Source organism: Parabacteroides vesiculifaciens (genome assembly GCF_049860805.1).
In the GTDB taxonomy this organism is placed as follows: Bacteria; Bacteroidota; Bacteroidia; order Bacteroidales; family Tannerellaceae; genus Parabacteroides.
This window is the reverse complement of the sequence record NZ_CP187555.1, coordinates 1,447,367-1,466,625: the sequence shown is the minus strand read 5'-3', so window position 1 is coordinate 1,466,625 and position 19,259 is coordinate 1,447,367. Positions and strand designations below refer to the sequence as shown.

14 protein-coding genes are annotated in these 19,259 nt (G+C 47.3%); 13 read left to right on the top strand and 1 reads right to left on the bottom strand.

Translation table 11 applies throughout. The features are described 5' to 3' along the window. Window positions 1–9 precede the first annotated feature (9 nt). Both ACPYIV_RS05940 and ybaK read left to right on the top strand, forming a co-directional pair. On the top strand, window positions 10–2,136 hold the full coding sequence (locus tag ACPYIV_RS05940; protein ID WP_301705399.1) for a Tex family protein: 2,127 nt from the start codon (window positions 10–12) through the stop codon (window positions 2,134–2,136). 6 nt (window positions 2,137–2,142) lie between these two features. Beyond that, window positions 2,143–2,628: a Cys-tRNA(Pro) deacylase gene (gene ybaK / locus ACPYIV_RS05935; RefSeq protein ID WP_301705398.1), complete on the top strand. Its 486-nt coding sequence runs from the start codon at window positions 2,143–2,145 to the stop codon at window positions 2,626–2,628. A 63-nt stretch (window positions 2,629–2,691) separates the two neighbouring features. Here ybaK and ACPYIV_RS05930 read toward each other — a convergent pair whose 3' ends face one another. Beyond that, window positions 2,692–3,366 (bottom strand): hypothetical protein, encoded by a 675-nt coding sequence (locus ACPYIV_RS05930; protein WP_425886114.1) that lies wholly within the window; start codon window positions 3,364–3,366, stop codon window positions 2,692–2,694. A 378-nt stretch (window positions 3,367–3,744) separates the two neighbouring features. Between ACPYIV_RS05930 and ACPYIV_RS05925 the strand changes: the two genes are divergently transcribed. From ACPYIV_RS05925 to ACPYIV_RS05875, 11 genes are read left to right on the top strand one after another with little or no spacing between them, the layout of a single operon-like run. Further along, window positions 3,745–3,945: a helix-turn-helix transcriptional regulator gene (locus tag ACPYIV_RS05925; RefSeq protein WP_301705939.1), complete on the top strand. Its 201-nt coding sequence runs from the start codon at window positions 3,745–3,747 to the stop codon at window positions 3,943–3,945. A gap of 17 nt (window positions 3,946–3,962) precedes the next feature. After that, entirely contained in the window at window positions 3,963–4,601 is a 639-nt protein-coding gene (locus tag ACPYIV_RS05920; RefSeq protein WP_425886112.1) for a BrxA family protein, read from the top strand. After that, window positions 4,598–5,206 carry a BREX protein BrxB domain-containing protein gene (locus ACPYIV_RS05915; protein WP_301705937.1) on the top strand — a complete coding sequence of 203 codons (609 nt, stop codon included), beginning with the start codon at window positions 4,598–4,600 and terminating at the stop codon, window positions 5,204–5,206. The genes ACPYIV_RS05920 and ACPYIV_RS05915 overlap by 4 nt, the downstream gene beginning before the upstream one ends. A 12-nt stretch (window positions 5,207–5,218) precedes the next feature. Further along, window positions 5,219–8,794, top strand: a complete 3,576-nt coding sequence (brxC, locus tag ACPYIV_RS05910) for a BREX system P-loop protein BrxC (protein WP_425886109.1) — start codon at window positions 5,219–5,221, stop codon at window positions 8,792–8,794. A gap of 25 nt (window positions 8,795–8,819) precedes the next feature. Continuing rightward, window positions 8,820–10,079: an AAA family ATPase gene (locus tag ACPYIV_RS05905; protein WP_301705934.1), complete on the top strand. Its 1,260-nt coding sequence runs from the start codon at window positions 8,820–8,822 to the stop codon at window positions 10,077–10,079. Window positions 10,080–10,090: 11 nt separating this feature from the next. Further along, complete coding sequence (locus tag ACPYIV_RS05900) at window positions 10,091–10,780, top strand: retron system putative HNH endonuclease (protein ID WP_301842562.1); 690 nt, start codon at window positions 10,091–10,093, stop codon at window positions 10,778–10,780. Between the two features lie 12 nt (window positions 10,781–10,792). Next, window positions 10,793–13,840, top strand: coding sequence for a BREX-1 system adenine-specific DNA-methyltransferase PglX (gene pglX / locus ACPYIV_RS05895; RefSeq protein ID WP_425886105.1), 3,048 nt, complete (start codon window positions 10,793–10,795; stop codon window positions 13,838–13,840). Between the two features lie 4 nt (window positions 13,841–13,844). After that, entirely contained in the window at window positions 13,845–14,294 is a 450-nt protein-coding gene (locus ACPYIV_RS05890; RefSeq protein ID WP_425886103.1) for a DUF6078 family protein, read from the top strand. 33 nt (window positions 14,295–14,327) lie between these two features. Then, on the top strand, window positions 14,328–15,074 hold the full coding sequence (locus ACPYIV_RS05885; RefSeq protein WP_425886101.1) for a hypothetical protein: 747 nt from the start codon (window positions 14,328–14,330) through the stop codon (window positions 15,072–15,074). A gap of 22 nt (window positions 15,075–15,096) precedes the next feature. Then, window positions 15,097–16,707 carry an RNA-binding domain-containing protein gene (locus ACPYIV_RS05880; protein WP_425886099.1) on the top strand — a complete coding sequence of 537 codons (1,611 nt, stop codon included), beginning with the start codon at window positions 15,097–15,099 and terminating at the stop codon, window positions 16,705–16,707. After that, on the top strand, window positions 16,704–19,259 hold the full coding sequence (locus tag ACPYIV_RS05875; RefSeq protein WP_425886097.1) for a PglZ domain-containing protein: 2,556 nt from the start codon (window positions 16,704–16,706) through the stop codon (window positions 19,257–19,259). The genes ACPYIV_RS05880 and ACPYIV_RS05875 overlap by 4 nt, the downstream gene beginning before the upstream one ends.

Here is a 19,259-nt window from a genome sequence, read left to right as displayed (position 1 = left end):
ACAATCCATATGATAACATCATTTCATGCGCTGATCTCGCACATCCTGAACATCCCTGCCGGACAGGTGGAACGAACCATCGGGCTGCTGGGCGAAGGAGCGACAATCCCCTTCATCAGCCGGTATCGCAAAGAGGTGACCGGAGGGCTGGATGAAGTCCAGATCGGCAACATCAAAGATCAGTTGGACAAACTGACCGAATTAAAAAAGAGAAAAGAAAGCATCTTATCCTCCATAGAAGAACAAGGCAAACTGACTCCCGAACTGAAAAAGCGTATCGAGGATTCGTGGGACAGCACCGAGATAGAAGACCTCTATCTGCCTTACAAGCCCAAACGCGTCACCAAAGCGGAAATCGCCCGCAAGAAGGGCCTCGAACCCCTTGCCAAAGTGGTGATGATGCAAACCGAAAGAGACTTGTCCTCCCGTGTGTCAGCCTTTATCAAAGGAGAAGTAAGGAACGCGGAAGAAGCCTTGCAAGGAGCACGTGACATAATTGCCGAATGGGTGAATGAGAACGAAGAGGCGCGCAACACTGTCCGTAATTCTTTTTCGCATACGGCCGTTATCACGTCGAAGGTCATCAAAGGGAAAGAGGAAGAGGGGGCCAAGTACCGCGATTATTTCGAATTCAGCGAACCGTTGAACCGCACCAGTTCGCATCGCCTGCTGGCCCTGCGCCGCGGTGAAGCGGAAGGCATCCTGCGCGTAAGCATTTCACCCGACACGGATAACTGTTTGGACCGTCTGAAACGTCGTTTCGTGAAAGGACGTGGCGAGGCATCCGACCAGGTGTCGACAGCCGTAGACGACTCTTTCAAGCGTTTGCTAAAACCTTCCATCGAAACCGAATTTGCCAATCTGAGCAAGGCGAAAGCCGATGAAGAAGCGATCCGTGTATTTGCCGGGAACCTGCGCCAGTTGTTGCTGGCCGCCCCGTTAGGACAGAAACGTGTGTTGGGTGTAGACCCCGGCTACCGCACAGGTTGCAAGTTGGTTTGCCTCGACGCGCAAGGGACATTGTTGCATAACGAAGCGATCTACCCCCACCCGCCCCAGAATGAAAAAAGCAAAGCGGCTGCCAAAGTGGCACAATTAGTAGCGACTTATGCCATCGACGCCATCGCTATCGGGAACGGGACGGCAAGCCGTGAGACGGAGCAGTTCATTACCAATATCCGATACGACCGCAAGGTACAGGTGTTCGTGGTCAGTGAGAATGGAGCGTCCATCTATTCCGCGTCCAAGATCGCCCGCGACGAATTTCCCGAATATGACGTGACGGTCCGTGGCGCTGTCAGCATCGGCCGCCGCCTGATGGACCCGCTTGCCGAGTTGGTCAAGATCGATCCGAAAAGCATCGGTGTCGGGCAATATCAGCACGACGTCGAGCAGGGTGCTCTGAAGAAGAGCCTCGACCAGACGGTGGAAAGTTGCGTGAACTTAGTCGGCGTGAATGTCAATACGGCAAGCAAACATCTGCTCACGTATATTTCCGGCCTTGGCCCTACTCTGGCACAGAACATCGTTGACTACCGTACCGAACACGGGCCTTTCCAATCCCGCCGCGAACTGCTGAAAGTTCCCCGCATGGGAGAAAAGGCTTTCGAGCAAAGCGCCGGTTTTCTTCGCATCCAGGGTGGCAAGAACCCGTTGGACAACTCGGCCGTCCATCCGGAAAGTTATCCGATCGTCGAACTGATGGCTAAAGATTTGAAATGTACCGTCGCCGAGCTGATCAGCAATAAGGACCTGAAGAAAAAGCTCGACCTGAAGAAATATGTAACGGATAAAGTCGGAATGCCGACCTTGCTGGATATCATGGAAGAACTGGATAAGCCGGGACGTGATCCCCGCCAGGCCATCCAGGTATTCTCTTTCGACCCGACGGTCAAAACGATCGAAGACCTGAAAGAAGGGCAGGTCCTGCCGGGTATCGTCACCAATATAACGAACTTCGGTTGCTTTGTCGATGTCGGCATCAAAGAGAACGGGCTGGTTCATATTTCCGAATTGGCAGACCGTTTCGTCAGCGATCCGACCCAGGTTGTCTCGATCCATCAGCATGTGAAAGTAAAAGTGTTAAGCGTCGACCTCGTGCGGAAACGGGTCCAGCTTTCTATGAAAGGAGTATAAACAGTGATGAAAATTAACAAAACAAACGTAGCACGCCTGCTGGACAAAGCCAAAGTGGCTTACCAGCTGGTTCCTTATGAAGTGGATGAAAACGATCTGAGCGCGACACACGTTGCCGACCAGTTAGGCGAGGATGTCGCGCAGGTATTCAAAACGCTTGTCCTGCATGGCGACCGGAGCGGCTATTTCGTCTGCGTCATCCCCGGTGCCGACGAAGTCGATCTGAAAAAGGCCGCCAAAGTCTCCGGCAACAAAAGCTGTGAAATGATTCCGGTCAAGGATCTCCTGCCCCTCACCGGCTACATCCGTGGCGGCTGCTCCCCTATCGGCATGAAAAAGCATTTCCCAACCTATATCCACCATACGGCCGGACAGTTCGACCACATTTATGTCAGTGCCGGACAACGGGGCTTGCAGATACGCCTCGCACCGGGGGATTTGATTCGGGAGGCACGGGCGGAGGTGGCGGATGTCGTGAGAGAGGAAGAATAAAAAGAGGAGATCTTCATGGCAATGATCTTTTTCGTTGCCATGAAGATAATTCAAGATGCCTGATTATTTCGGCTTTGAGTAAACTTGATAGAACATATTGGGGCCACCAATTTTAAAGGTTCTTCTTTTTTCGGAATGTTTAAATCCATAGCATTCTATTTTTGTTTTAACTTCTTCTGTTGCCGCTTTCTGAGAATAATTATCAACCGAAGAAAGCCAAAAATCACTTTCTACATATTTTTCAGCTATCCCATCTTTATTGAATCCATATGCAATTCTATTTTTAAATACAAGAGGAGTTGTTTTCTTATCGTATGAACCTACATTTGTGTTTCTATTAGGGAAATCTTTATTTTTAATACATGTCTGTAATACTACAGGATTCACAGAGCATTTACATAAAATCTTATATGAATTGGCCGGAATGCATATAATTTCTTTTTCTTTTATAGTTACTGAATTAGTTGTAGAAACCGATTTCTTGATTTTCATTGCATTATTAATGGCTTGCATATTCTCATAATACTTCTCACTCCCCCAATAGCCATTAGTCTCAAGAGTAATTTGTCCTGTCCCCACCTCTGCTGAATATTGTGTAAAATCATGTAAGCCAAAGGTTCTCTCTTGATAATAATCTTTAGCTTTGCCATTCACTATAAAAAATGTTTGTCCCATATTTATAAATACATCCTTATCTGTCTTATTGACAAAGGCAAAACTTAATAATTTCTTTTTCATTTAAGTAATAATTTAAATTAATAGTTTAATATTTTCGTAATCACAAAAAAGCGGGAACCATCGTCTATCACTGTTCTGAGGCTCTGGACTGCCCGTCACACAATAATGAGACAATGATCCCACGCTTTATGCAAGTATATAGGCTACCATCCAGAAAGAATGGCAGGTATACAACAAACATAAGCGCAGGAGCCATTTACCAATAGTCGAATTTGCCACCTTATTATTGCCAGCCACAATGAAACGAACAGATGCAACTCTTAAGAAAAATGGTGTATTCAACAATTTCTTTACTTATAGATAGTTATTTTTCCACTTTGATAATGATATTGATTGGGAAAGCATTACCTTTGTATTAGATATAAAAAGATGTACTATATGGAAAATAAAGATTTGAACCGACTAAAAGTGATATTGGCAGAAAAGAAGCGTACCAATAAATGGCTCGCCGAACAATTAGGGAAAGATCCTGCCACTATTTCTAAATGGTGTACCAATAGTGCGCAACCTACATTAGAAAACCTGCTCCAGATAGCCAAATGTTTGGAAGTGGATATTAATGAATTGGTTCGGCAATAAAAGTAGATTATAACTGTATGATGAATAAATACAACAGTCCATATTCGGCAACGATTACGGGATGTGCATTCTTGTATAACGAGTTTGTTCGCATCCTCCCCTTGCTTATGGATGAGAATGTGGCGGAATTACTGAAAGATGAAGTACAAAACAACCGCATATTGCAAGTAAACTCCCAAAAGGCAAGGCAAACTTTCATAAACGAGTTCAAACGCCGATATTGTGCTGCCTCTGCTTCATTTTGGGCACACTTTGTCACGTTGAGCGAGCCTGCCCAACGGATAGGACTGCTTTATGCTATATTGAAAGCTTACAAACTGGTTTTCGATTTCCATTTCAATGTCACCATCAAGCGTTGGAACTCTGTGGAACAAACTCTTTGTAAGAATGACATCATGAGGGAATTTAGCGAACTGTCTTCAAGGGATGCGTTTGTGGACAGTTGGACCGACAACACCAAGGACAGATGTGCCAGCCAATACCTGACCATCTTGCGCCAGTCGGGATTGTTGCAGGAAAAAACGGATGAGCTTCAAGCCCCTCGACTGGAGACTTCCGATTATGAGTATTATGTGCGTAGCGGTGAAGAATGGTTCTTGGAAGCCTGCCTGCTTTATCCCTACGAAGTGAACGACATAAAAAAGCAGCTATTATGAAGAGTATGTCTATACAGGAGCTATATGACTATCTCAATAGTCCAGAGTTCCAAAACGTCAAGAGTGGAAATATCTTCTACAACTACTATATATATCAATACCCTGCCGCCAAAGAATATGAAATGCGGCGGCAATTAGTGATGTTCAAGCAGAACCTTGAACGCCCCACCAGCTTTGTCAATGCCATGCTGTTAGATTTGTTCCAAGTGTTTTGCGACTACCTGAAAGCGGAGAAGTTCGGACCGGACAGTTTGTTCGATGTGACATTAGAGGATGACCGTACACAACCGGACATGGTAACAGCCGAATTGACCAACGAAGCCAATTCCGACAATTTTATCAGCTACGTCCACGACCGCATCGGCCAACATCTTGATGAAAACGACGGACTGAACAAGCCCTACATATTCATCCATGGCATAGGAAAGATGTTCCCTTATTTGAGAACTAACGTATTCCTCACACGCTATGAGAAATACAACGATACGTCGCGTTATAAAATCATCCTCTTCTATCCCGGACACCAAGAAGGCAACTCCTTCTCCCTGTTCGATACATTGGACGATGCGCACACCTATCGCGCCACCTTATTAGTCAACAAATAAATCCATACCGAAATGAAATTCAAAGAGCTATACGAAAAAGGACTCGACCGGAAAGTGAACCCTGCCGTTTCCGCATCCGATTTGAGCGAAGACACTGTTCTCACCGAAATCGTGGAATATGTGTTCACACAAGAGATTATTGTCAACCTGTACAACATATTGACCAACATCAAGCTGAACCAAGGCAGCCATGTCGGTATTTGGATTAACGGCTACTATGGTTCGGGTAAGTCACACTTCCTGAAATATGCCAGCTATTGCTTGTCAGACAAATATAGCGAAATGGCTTTTATCCGGTTAATGGAAGCCACTCAAGAGATGTTGCTCAGCGAGAAAGATGCCACGGAACTTGAAAAAGCCGGTGTATCCCTCTCCGAATTGAGTGCCCTTAAAAACTGGTATGTAAACAAGGCGGAAGTGGAAATGGTGATGTTCAATATTGGCGATGTACACGATGCCAACGTGGAACGTACCAATACCTTTACCACCATCTTCTGGAACCAGTTCAATGCGAAACGTGGATACAACTCCTTCAATCTTCCGATGGCGCAATATCTGGAGAAGGCACTGGATGATGACGGGAAGTTCGGGGAGTTCAAGGAGTATGTCAAGGCCAAGGGGTACGATTGGGAGCGCAATATCTCGCGCTTTGCAGCCGGACGACTGGACTTGGCACTACAGATGGCGAAAGAAGTGGATTCATACCTTGCCATCGACGTAATTCGTGAGCGCATCAAGAACAACGACATCAATGTTTCGGTGGAAGCGTTTGCTGCCGAAATGAAAGAATATATTGAGCGCAAGAACAACCGCAACTTCCGCATCCTCTTCTTTGTGGACGAGGTGAGCCAGTTCATCGGTGAACATCGCGACTTGTTGCTACAACTCCAGTCGCTGGTGAAGCGGCTCGACGAAGTATGCGAATCGCAAGTGTGGATTTCGTGTACCGCCCAGCAGACCTTGGAAGATGTGGTGAAGAATGTGGGCGGCAGCGATACCAATCCCGAAGACGAGGTGGGCAAGATTCTCGGTCGCTTTGAAGTCCGCGCCTCTTTGCAAGGCACAAGCCCCGAATACATCACGCAAAAACGTATTTTGGACAAGAAAGGCGAAGTGGAGATACAGTTAGGCGAACTCTTTGAGGAGAAGAAAGCCATGCTCGATGCCCAGTTCATCCTGCCCAGCACCTACCAATCCTATAAGAACAAGGATGACTTTGCCGCTTTCTATCCCTTTGTGCCCTATCAGTTCCAACTGATTATGAAGGTGCTCAACTCCTTTGTGGATATGAACTATGTGGACAAGCAGGTGAAAGGTAACGAACGTTCGTTACTCAATATCACCTTCTCCATAGCCAAGGAAACCGCCGAATGCGAGGTGGGCGAATTTGTTCCGTTCGACCGTTTCTTTGGTGCCATGTTCCAGGGCTCCATGCAGCACCTTGGCCAGCGTGCCATGTCCAACGCTCGACAGGCATTGGAACTGATTGACGATGAGCAGAAACAGGCATTCTACCGCCGCGTGGTCTATGTGCTCTTCATGGTCTGCAACCTTTCGGATGCCGACAAGCAAAGTTTCTCGGCTACCATCGATAACCTCGTTACCCTGCTGATGACCAAGGTGGATGCCAACAAAGCTGCCATCAAGGAAGAGGTGTCGCAAGTGCTTTCGTTCCTGATAGATAAGGCGGTGATACGCAAGATTAAGACCGATAATGGTGCCGAAATCTATGAGTTCTACACAGAAGAAGAGTCGAAAGTGGCTCAGATTATCAAGAACCAACGGGTGGACAGCAATACTTATACCGAAGAGCTCTACAAAATCATCTACGACCATTTCGGATTTTCCGCTTCTACCAATAAAGAAAACTTTGCTACTCGCTCGTTTAACGTGGGGGGTAATGTGGATGGTAAGAATATCCTTTCCAACAATCCGGATGTAGTGGTGGACTTTCTCACCACGGCAGTCACCGATTCGCCCGACCAGTTTGCTGCCTTTACCAAGCAGCCCAACCACTTGGTGTTCTTCCTCTATCCGCTCTTCAAGGACAATCAGGAACTTCGCCAAAACTTCTTAGACTATTGCCGGGTGCAGTGTTTCGCACAGGAACCGGCCATTAGTGAAGAGCGCCAGCGCACCAAACGTCTCTTCCAAGACCGTGCCAAGGAAATGTATCAAAAGGAAATTAAGCCTAAGTTCCGCGACTTGCTCGACAGTTGTCCCGTTATCTCCGGGCAGGAGATTCTTCCGCAATCCGTATTGGGTACGGCTAAGAACAAGGAGCGTTACAAAACAGCCATGAACCGCCACCTGCAAAACCTGTATAGTTTCGCCGCATTGGTCAATGGTGCAGAGTTTCCCAAAACCACCGGTGAACTTCCTGCAAAAATACTTCGTCCCATCGAAGTCACTTTGATGGAAACGCCATTGTCAGTACCCGAAAAGAAGGTAAAGGACTATCTCGACCGTTCGCCCCACGATGTCACCGTGGCAGATGTGGTACGCCAGTTTGCCAAAGTGCCCTACGGCTGGGCAGACAGTTGCAGCATCTACGTGGTGAACGAACTGGTTCGCCGCCACCTCTATGCGTTCAACTATAACAACAATCCCAATGTGAGCCGCGAGGAGATAGCCCGTAATATCGTGCGCGAGTCCAACCGCTTCACCATCGAACCAGCAAAAGCCATTTCGCAAGACATCCTGAACAACTTCATCGAAGCGTGGAAGCATATCTTCAATGTGGTCAGCATCAAGGGAAGCAATGACTATACCGAACTGTTCCGCAACTGCAAGGAAACACCGGACAGTGCGCTCAACAGCTTGCTGAAGAATTACCGCGAACTCAACCACCAAGTGGGCAACCAAGCCTTTGCCGGCGTGATTGACGAAGCCATCCTATTGTTAGAACAATGGACTGCCATTCGCGACCCGAAAGAGTTTTTCCAGACAATCACCGAAGCCCGCGACAGTGCTGCCACTCTGTTCGACCGATGCAAGAGTGTACGCTCGTTTGTAGAAGACCAATATCTGATGTTCCAGAAGATAACCGCCTTCCTCGATGCCAACCGCGACAACTTCGCATTCTTGCCTGACGACCAACAAGAGGCATTGCAACACCTGAAAACCATCACTGCCGATGAAGAGCCTTGGGACAAGATGCCTGCCTACAACAAGATGAAGCGTAACTTTGAAGGTGCACTCAAGGAGAAAAAGGCAGCACTTGTTTCAACCATAAAAGCAAATTATGACGATGCATTTACTCAACTTGACACATACGCCCGATCGCTTAATGTAACATCTGATAAGTATGCCAAGAAGGATATTGTAATCAGCCAAAAAACGAATACTGACAACTTCTTTGCTCTGCAGGTCAATGCTGACACCCGTAGTTTTGTAGATGAACAGATGCGTAGAATTGAAGTTGCAGCAGGTTCGATACCTCCAGCTACCAAGCGTACCTATATTCGTCTTAAAACCAGCAAGCATTCACCAATGAAGACAGAAGCAGATGTTGACGCATATCTCCAGACTTTGAAGCAGCAGATTATGCCACATATTGATGGTAATAAGGAAATCGTAATATTATAGTTTACATAAAAAATAGAATCATAATATGAAGCTGAATAAAATTAATATACACAACTTCAAATGCTTTGAAGACGTAAGTTTTGAGTTACACCCCAGGCTTAATGTCCTCATGGGTAACAATGGCACAGGCAAGAGTTCGTTGCTCGAAGCATTCCGCATTTTGATTGGTTCATTATATCTTGGTTATGACAAGTATGAGAACAAGATAACGATGCCGGGGATTATAAAAGATGATATTCGCCTACGTAACATAGATGGCAATCTGGAGCCGCAAATCCCGGCTTATGTTTCTTGTGAAGGCGTTCTGTCTACTTGCTATATGCCTGAAAATAATCTGTCTATATCTTGGAAAAGGGCTATGGAAACACTCGGAGGAAGTACAACAACTCGTGATGCCAAGGATTTGCTGCAAGCATCTGCCAAGATTCAATCATCTGTACGTGAGGGATTAGGACAGACCATTCCGTTAGTTGCCTATTTTTCGACCGATCGCTATAAAAAAGAACGTAAGGATACGGATGTCTCTTCGGCAGGAAGTCGTATGCGCGGTTATTTCAATGCGCTTGATACTACCACAAGTACCAAGTTCTTCCTTGACTTGTACTATACGGAAACATTGGACCAGGTACAGAATGGCACAGTATCTACGCTTCTCTCTGCCGTAAACAGTGCGGTGACTACCTGCGTAAACTGCCGTAACCTCAAATACAACTTGAAGACTCAGGAACTTCTTGTTGAATATAACAGCGGTGAGAGCCTTCCGTTCAATCTTCTTTCAGACGGTGTGCGATGTTCTCTTGCCATGGTTATGGAAATAGCATTCCGATGCTATCTGCTCAATCCGCACCTTGGGAAGGATGCACCCCTTAAAACGAATGGTGTTGTGCTTATTGACGAGATAGATCTGCATTTGCATCCATCATGGCAGATACATGTACTCAACGACCTCCGCAAAGCGTTTCCTGAGATTCAGTTCATTGTTTCTACACACGCTCCGTTGGTAGTAAGTAGATTGAACGATTGCAGAATATATAAGATTTCAGACAGGCAGGTATATAATTTCCCGATGCAGAACGGTCGTGATGCCAATTATATCCTGAGGGGAATGGAAGTCGATTACCATACCGATGATGAAAAAGAAAAGCTGGATCGTTATTTCTCTCTGATAGACCAGGGGCTGGGCCATAGTGTCGAAGCGTCTGATTTGAGAACAGAACTGGAAAGAATGCTTGGAGAGGACAACGCTGAGCTGAAACGTGCCGATATGCTTCTGTCGTTCTTCTAAATGAATCTGCCATGAGATATATAGAAAAAGCGGCTTCAGAGCCTCAATGCCTAACAGAATACAAGGAAGAATGCGCAGAGAATAATGTGCCTCAGCCTTATCTCTACAAGGATTTTAACAGGACAAGTGAGCTGAGGCGCATTTTGGTAACAGAACAACATGATGTGTGTTGTTATTGCCAACGCCACTGCAAAGCTTATCGTACAGAGCATTCCTACCCTGAAAACGGGCCGGATGCCGTTGAAAGTGCAAGGCAGCAATTGGAATATTCCAACCTGTTTGCCAGTTGCATCGACTCGTCCGGCAATGCTCCTGAAGACCAATATTGTGATGTGGCAAAGAGTAACACCATCATTCGTGAGTTTATAAAAGAGACATCCTGCCAGAGCTATTTTCGCTATAATTCAAAGGGGGAAATCATTCCTAACGGACAATCTCACGTATGGAGTGATTATGAAAAGGCTCAAACGCTGACTGAGGATGAGAAAGATGCCCGCCATGCGATTCGTGAACTAAACCTGAATCACCATTCGCTGGTTGACGCTCGTAAAAAATGTCTTGACGCATTGCTGTCTGTTCTTGGTAAAAAGACAAAAGAAGAGTGGATGGCAATGATTGAGAAATGGCTACATTCAGATGTCTTTCCAGATTTCATAGAGTTACGAATACAATATATACAAAAATATATCAACGCTGCGTAAGTATATATCATTATGGATACAAACAGACTCAAACGCTTCGCTACCGAAGCTCGCAATATATTGATTGGCGGTGTGGTGCAACGCCTCACTGCCTTGGGATTCCAGCCCGATGGCACCACCACCGAGAAGCCCGAACTGATGGGTGGCGGTGCCGTCTTTATGGGAGAAGTGCAGACGGAGGATTTCTATCACCAATGGATGTCGCTCCAAGCGCAAGTGCAACGCCGTTCGTTCCGCGAGGTGGCGGAAGAGGCTGCCTATACGTGGTTCAACCGCTTGGTGGCCATTCGCATCATGGTGAAGAACGAATTGGTGCCTGCCGTGTTGGAATATGAGAGTGACGAGGTGCGCATCCCGCTCATCGTGACCGAAGCCCGCCAAGGACGCTTGCCGCAGATGGACGAGGCGCAACGCCGGAAGCTGGATGCCCTGCTTCTGAACGATGCCCTGACGGACGAGCAGTTTGTCCTGCTCATCGTGGCCTATTGCCACAGCAACCCCCTCATCCAAAAGTGCTTCGGGGCTATCTCCGACTACACGGAGCTGCTGCTGCCCGGCAATATTCTGAAGAGCGACGGCTTCATCGACCGCCTCAATGCCGATGATTACATCACAGATGCCGACTACCGCTCGCCCGAACTCATCGGCTGGCTCTACCAGTTCTATATCTCTGAGCGCAAGGACGAAGTGTTTGCCAAGAAAGGGAAGTTTGCCGCCGACGAGATTCCTGCCGCCACGCAAATCTTCACGCCTAATTGGATAGTGAAGTACATGGTGCAAAACACCGTGGGGCGCATCTATCTCGACAACAACCCCTATTCGGACATCAAGGAGGGAATGGAGTACCTGGTGGAGCCTGCCGAACCGACTCCTGCCGACAGCATCTATCAGCTTGACGACATCTGCGACCTGAAGGTGGCAGACCTCGCCTGCGGTTCGGGCCATATCCTCAACGAGTGTTTCGACCTACTCTATCAGATTTACATGGAAGAGGGCTACAACCGCCGTCAGGCGGTGGAGCACATCTTCCGCCACAACCTCACGGGTGTGGATATAGACCTCCGTGCCAAGCAGCTCGCCACCTTTGCCCTGCTGATGAAGGCCTGCCAAAAGGAGAAAGGCTTTGCCGATGGGCATTGTATGCCCCGGGTATGGGTGATGCCCGATGTAAGCCGCTACACGTGGCTCGACCTCAACGGTCACTTCTGCTCCGCGCTGGACTTGCATACCGACGAGATTATCAGCAAAGAGTTAGAGGCAGCCTTCACTCTGATGGAAGATGCCGACAGCTTAGGTTCCATTATGAAGTTCGACATCTCACCCCGCACCCGCGAGTTCTTGCTGGAAGCGGTGGACGAACAGGCAAAGCAACAGAAGTTCGCGGATTCGTTCAAGCCGCTGATGGAGGGCTTTGAAGTGATATTAGCATTGACCAAGCAATATGCGGCGCTGGTGATGAACCCGCCGTATATGGGTGGTGGCAATATGAATGAGGTGTTGAGCAGGTATGTGAAGGATAATTACGAGGACAGCAAAGCCGATCTTGCCACCGTATTTGTAGAGATGATGGGGCAACGTACCTTAGCTCAAGGTCGTTATGCCTTTATCATTCCACCTTCTTGGATGTTCCTCACTACTTTCGAGAATCTGCGCAGAAACATTATCGACAATCAAGTCATCGACTCTTTGCTTCATCTGAGCCGTGGTGTATTTGGTGCTGACTTCGGTGCTTCTTCGGCTGTTATTGCCAATACAAAGAATCCAAATGCTTGTGGCACTTACTTCCGCCTCATTGAACGTACTTTCCAAGAGTTCGACCAAAAGCATCTTCGTATGCTCTTTGAGAAGACCCTTGCCAACCACGACTTCCGCTTCTTCTTTGGTGAATACTCTAAGGGGGTTGAGGATATTGTATATTCTGAAAAAGGGGCTAAAATATATTATCCCAATGTGCCGCAAAAGAACTTTGAGAAGATTCCGGGATGTCCGATAGGGTATTGGGTTTCTATAAAAATGATAGAATCGTTTAAAAATGATTCCATCGAAGATAATTCTAAGGTTGTAATAGGCATTAAAACTGGTGATAATGACTTGTTTCTTCGTAATTGGCATGAAATCAATTTTAAACTATTTGGTTCCTACCTTTCATCTTTAAAGGATGTCAATAGTTCTGAATACAAATGGTTCCCATATGTCAAGGGGGGAGAATATAGAAAATGGTATGGCAATCTTGATTTAGCCATTAGATGGGAAGATTCAGGCAATATAATATTGAACCATATAAATTCCAATGGAGTAAAAGATGCAAGAATTAGACCAACCAACTTTGATTTATACTGCAAAAAGAATATTACTTGGTCAAGAATAAGCTCAGGAAAGCTTGGTGCAAGAATGACTCCTAAAGGTTTTTTCTTTGATTGCAATAGTCCATGCATATTTGAGAATGAACTCTCTCTTGATTACATTATTGCATTGTTAGATTCTAAAGTATGCGTTGAATTATTAAGATTTATAGCACCAACATTGAGCTTTCAGATTGGCGATATAAAACAAATTCCAACTTGTATTATTGATGAACAATCACAAATGGGTATTTCTAATCTTATCCGTCAAAACATCTCCATCTCCCGCCTCGACTGGGACGCCCACGAAACCTCCTGGGACTTCCGCCAGAACGAACTCCTCGCCTTGATAGGACAATCCGACGATGACCTCACCAACATCGAGGCGCAGACTACAGACATTAACGATACTGCACAGCGCTGTGCAGTATCACTGCAAAAGCCGTGCAGCAATCCTGCAACAGCCATGCAGCAACACTGCACAGCCGATGCAGCAAAAGACACCTCCATAGGGAGCAGCGGAAACGTCCGATTGAGCGACCTCGTAGATAAGTACCACCGCAAGTGGGAAGCCCTCTTCATGCAACTCCATGCCAACGAGGAGGAACTCAACCGCCAGTTTATCGACATCTACGGCCTGCAAGATGAGCTGACACCCGATGTGCCTTTTAGCGAAATCACCATTCTGCAACAGGGAGAAATCGAAATTAAGAGTTAGGTTTATGATACGAAGTGCTGAAATCCCCGCCACCTATACCTGCTGCATCACCCCGGAGGGTGCGTGCCCCTTGCGTGAGCGTTGCCTGCGAAGCCTTGTTCACCGCGAACAGATGTATAGCGAAAAGGCCTCACGACTGGAAGTGGTAAACCTCTGGAATGAAGAGTTGCACTCCAATACGGAGAAGTGCAAGCTGTTTCGCGAAGCCCGCAAGAAGGTGTTTGCCCGCGGCTTCGCCCACCTGTTCGATGAAGTGCCCAAGAAGAAATACCCCACGGTGAAGGCACACGTGCAAGCCGTGTTCGGGTGCGAACGTTCTTACTATTATTGCAAGAACGGCACGTGGCTCATCTCGCCCGACGAGCAGGCACGCATCGCCGCCATCTTCCGGAAAGCTGAGGTTGGCGAAGTGCCCCCTTACGACCGTATGGAGGAGAGCTACGACTGGGAATGAATTGATAGGAAACGAATAAAAGACAAAAACATCATGGATAAGAACAACAACGAAAATAACACCCAACGCATCGTGTGGCACGATGACAACCTCATCAAGCAACTCATCTCTTATGCCGTAGGCTGCATGATGGGGCGCTACAGTATAGACCGTCCGGGCCTCATCCTTGCCAACCAAGGTGATGGAAAAGCCGAATACGAAGCCCTTGTACCGGGCAGCCGTTTCGCCATCGATGACGACGGCATCATCCCCCTCATGTCTGTCAACAACGAGCTGACCGACCACATCACCCTCCGCTTCAAGACGTGGCTGGGCATCGCCTTTGGCGAGGAAACACTGATGGAAAATATCAACTTCGTGGAGCAAGCCTTGGGTAAACGCTTGGAAGATTACTTCCTGAAGGACTTCTGGAAAGACCACAAGAAGATGTATCAGAACCGCCCCATCTACTGGCTCTTCAGCTCGAAGAAGGGTGCTTTCCAGTGCATCGTATATATGCACCGCATGAATGCCTACACCGTCGAAAAGGTGCGCACCGGGTATCTCCTACCCCACATTGAGTGGCTGATGGCCCGCCAAGAGGAACTGCAAGCCAATGCCGCCAACCTCACCAGCCGTGAGCGCAAGGAAATGGACAACATCGGCAAGCAGATAACCGAGTGTCGCGAATACCACGACCGCCTCCACGTAGTAGCCGACCAACAGATTGGCTTCGACCTTGACGATGGTGTGGTGGTGAACTATGCGAAGTTTGGGGATGTATTGAGAAGTATTAAGTGATATGTTTTAGTGATTAAGAGTTATGACAACAGAAGATATACTACGACTCAGAAACCTCGGCGAAGTGAACAAAGTGCAGTTCAAGGAACGCATCTTGGATAAATACGACATAGGCTGCGAGTTGGTTGCCATGAGCAACTTTCGCGGAGGCCAGCTTGTGATTGGTATCAATGATAAGACGGGAGAGTTTAACCCCTTGTCGTATGCCGAGGTGCAGGAAACCACCAATATGCTTAGCAATATGGCTTCGGAGAATGTGGTGCCCGGCATTTTGCTCGACATTGATACCGCAACGGTAGAGGGTGGCAGTGTGGTTATTGCAACCATCAAAGAGGGAAACAACAAACCTTATCACGACAACAAGGGTATTGTCTGGGTAAAGAACGGTGCAGACAAGCGCAAGGTCTTTGACAATGCAGAGTTGGCAGAAATGATGTCTGAGTGTGGCAGCTTCGCTCCGGATGAAGCCGTGGTGAAAGATGCGACATTGGATGACCTTGACGAAAACACGCTCAAAGTGTTCCTACAAAACCGATTTGCTACCGTGTTGGAAAAGAAGGGAATGATAGGCGATGCGATGCGTGAGGCTTCTCTTGATGAAGTGGCCAATGCCATTGCCAAGGGACATAACCTGAATAAACTGATGCGCAATCTGCGCTTTCTCCGTCCCGATGGTAGACTGACGGTAGCAGCCATGCTGTTGTTTGGTAAATATACCCAGCGTTGGTTGCCTGTAATGACTGCCAAATGTATCAGCTTTGTAGGAAATCGTGTAGGAGGCAACCAATTTCGGGACAAGGTGAACGATGCAGACATGGAGGGAAACCTATTGCATCAGTTTGAGACCATCATGTCTTTCTTTACCCGCAATCTTAAAAACGTGCAAGTAGAGAAAGAATTCAATTCGTTGGGTAGGCTTGAAATTCCCTATACCAGCTTGGTCGAGTTTGTAGTGAATGCGCTTGTTCACCGTTCGCTGAACTGGAATGCGCCTATCCGCATCTTTATCTTCGACAACCGCGTGGAGATACATAGTCCGGGCATATTGCCCAACGGTTTGCAGGTGGAAGACATTACCAATGGAACATCCATGCCTCGCAATAACTTCCTGTTCAACAACGCTATCTATCTTCTGCCCTATACTGGAGCAGGTACAGGCATCCAACGCGCCTTGGAGGATGGATTGCAAGTGGAGTTCAAGAACGACGAGCGGACACATGAGTTCCTGATTACGGTAATGAGAAAGGAGGACTTAGACATCGACTCTGACACTCTGACACTCGACTTAGACACTAAAGAGGGATGCCCTAACACAGACTCTGACACTTTTAAGTCCGACTCTAACACTTTTAAGCCCAACTCTGACACTAAAGAAGGATACCCTAACACTACCCCTAACACAAAAGACAAATGCCCTGACACTATCCGTACTAAACTTAGTAATAAGCAAAAGGATATTGTAAACTTCTGTAGTGTACCCAGAAGCAGTAGGGAAATCTTAGAAAGAGTGGGTGTAAGATACCATAATACAAATATAAAAAGGTACGTAACCGCTTTGGTCGAAGCCGGATACTTGGAAATGACAAACCCGGATAATCCGAACGCCAGCAATCAAAAATACAGAAAGAAATGACAGTAATAGACAAGATATATAGTTACTTCGATAGAGAACCGGACTTGAAGGTGCTTTTCATCTTTCAAGATGACCTTCTGGCGGTGGATCTCGCGGAAGCGGCATGGAAAGAGGGATACCGCTATGTGGAGTTCAAAGGAGACTGGTTTACCACCAAGTACAACTTAGACACTGCATGGGCAAATGACAAAGTGATTCTCTATTTCCGGCAAGAGTCTCCGTTGCAAAAGAAATCGTTGCAAGAGACGTTCCCGCTGATGGATGTGCTGATTGCCAACATGGAGTATCACCATCAGGACTATGCCGCCTATATGCAGCAATATGGATTGCCCGCCACCATGACCACTTTTGTGGAAAAGAACATCCGGCAGTTGCAGTCGGACAAAATGCTCCGGTTGCTACAAAGCTATTATGCCGACAAGAGTATTTCACTCGACATCGCAGTCCGAGCGTTCCTGTCCTTGTACATGGGGCAAAGCCGGGTGCTGGATTGGGACAACCTCATTCTGAGAGTCTTGTTCCAAGGACGAAGCGCAGAACGGAGCAAACAGACCGACTTCTACGTAAAGCTGAGAAACGCGCCGATGGTGAAGAAAGCCTTGGACGAGAAACTGGAAAGCATCTTCGGCTGCACGGTGGATGACCATGCGGAAATGAAGGTGAAGAAGCTGGTAGAAACATTCAAATATAATGCCATCGTCCAGAATCTTGCCTCCACCTCGGCAGATGACTACAAGGGGTATCGCATCAATGACTCCATCGCCTTGCAGCAGATGAATCGCATCTTGGAATTAGCTCTCAGCCATCCCAAAACAGCAGAAGCATTGGCAGAGGTGATAGATGAATTGGGCACAGACATACAGGACGACAACATCATACGGTGTTATGGCGTGGATGCCAATTACTATTATATCACCCACGGTCTTTGCCTGCCCATACTTCGCACCCTGATGGAGAAGACTCTGATGGATGACCCGAAGAAAGTGATGGGAAGGTTGGAAGAACTGATGGTGAAACATTGCGATAACGGCGAGATCAGTGCCGTAATGGATTACGATGTGTTGGTGGCACGTTACTATGAATGTGCCTTGTCGTTGAGTTCTATCACGCTGAATCAGCCGGACGATTACATTGAAAAATACCAAAACGAGTATTACTTCATCGACCAACTGTATCGGCAATCCATGGAGTGCTTCTACAAGATAAGTCCTACCATCGTCCTTTACGAAGCCGTACAAAAGGTGAAGCAAAACCTCGATTTGCAGTATGCCAAGCTCTGCAACCGCATCAACTTGGAATGGATGCGCTGCGTGAAGGAAGCCGGGGGCATGACAGCCCTACATGGCCTCCGCCAACAGGATTTCTATGACAGTCTGATTAAAGGAATACAGAAGAAGGTGGTGGTGATTGTAAGCGATGCCCTCCGCTATGAAGTGGCGCAAGAGCTTATCGGGAAATTGGCGGCACGAAAACATATCGCACACTTGAACGTAGGAATCGCCATGCTGCCCACAGAAACAAAATTCTGCAAGCCGGCATTGCTCCCGCACCGCACCCTACGATTGTATGTCGAAGTGGACGGGACACAAAACATGGGGGTGGACAACCGCATATTGGACACGATGGACAAGCGTACCGAGCAAGTGGATGCTTACCGACAAGGGGCTATCTGTGTGGACTATAAGACGGTGGCGGAGTATGAGCAAACCAAGAACCGGGAAATATTCAAGCACCCATTAGTGTATGTGATGCACAACACCATCGATGACAAAAGTCACGGGGCTACGGCAAAGGATATTGTGGAAAATTGTCGGAATGCCATCAACGAACTGGAAATGCTGGTGCATAAGATACATGAAACATACAATGTGACCGAAGTGTATATCACCGCCGACCACGGTTTCTTGTTCAACGACCAGGCATTTGAAGAGAAGGACAAGCACAAAGTGACCGAAGCGGCATTGGAGAAAAGCAGCCGTTATTACCTTACGCAATCTGTGGCATCTGTACCCGGCATCGTGAAGTTCCCATTAGCAAAGGTTTCGGGCATGGAGGCTGACGGTGTGTATGTGGCGGTGCCCGAAGGAACCAACCGATTGCAAGCTCCATCGGGTGGCTATCGATTTGCGCATGGCGGTGCTTCCCTACAGGAGTTACTGATACCGGTCATTGTCAGTCGGCAAGAAAGAGAAAACACTAAACCCTCGGTGGGTGTCATGGTGCTTGACAGGAATCTTTCCATCCAGGCTTCACGACTCCGCTGCAAGTTGTTGCAGACCGATGCGGTAAGTATGGAGCGAAAAGCCAGGACGATAAGGGTTGCTCTATACCACAACGACCGTGCCGTCACTCCCGTGAAGGAATTTGTATTGGACAATACGGATGCCTCACTGGATAACCGCAAGGTGTTGGTTGACCTCACGCTGAACCAGAACGTCAATGCCAAGGTGCTGCAACTGAAGGCTTATGATGTAACCGACCACTTGAATCCTCTGATAAAAGAGAATGTAACGAACAATACACTGATTGCTAATGACTTTGATTTCGACTGA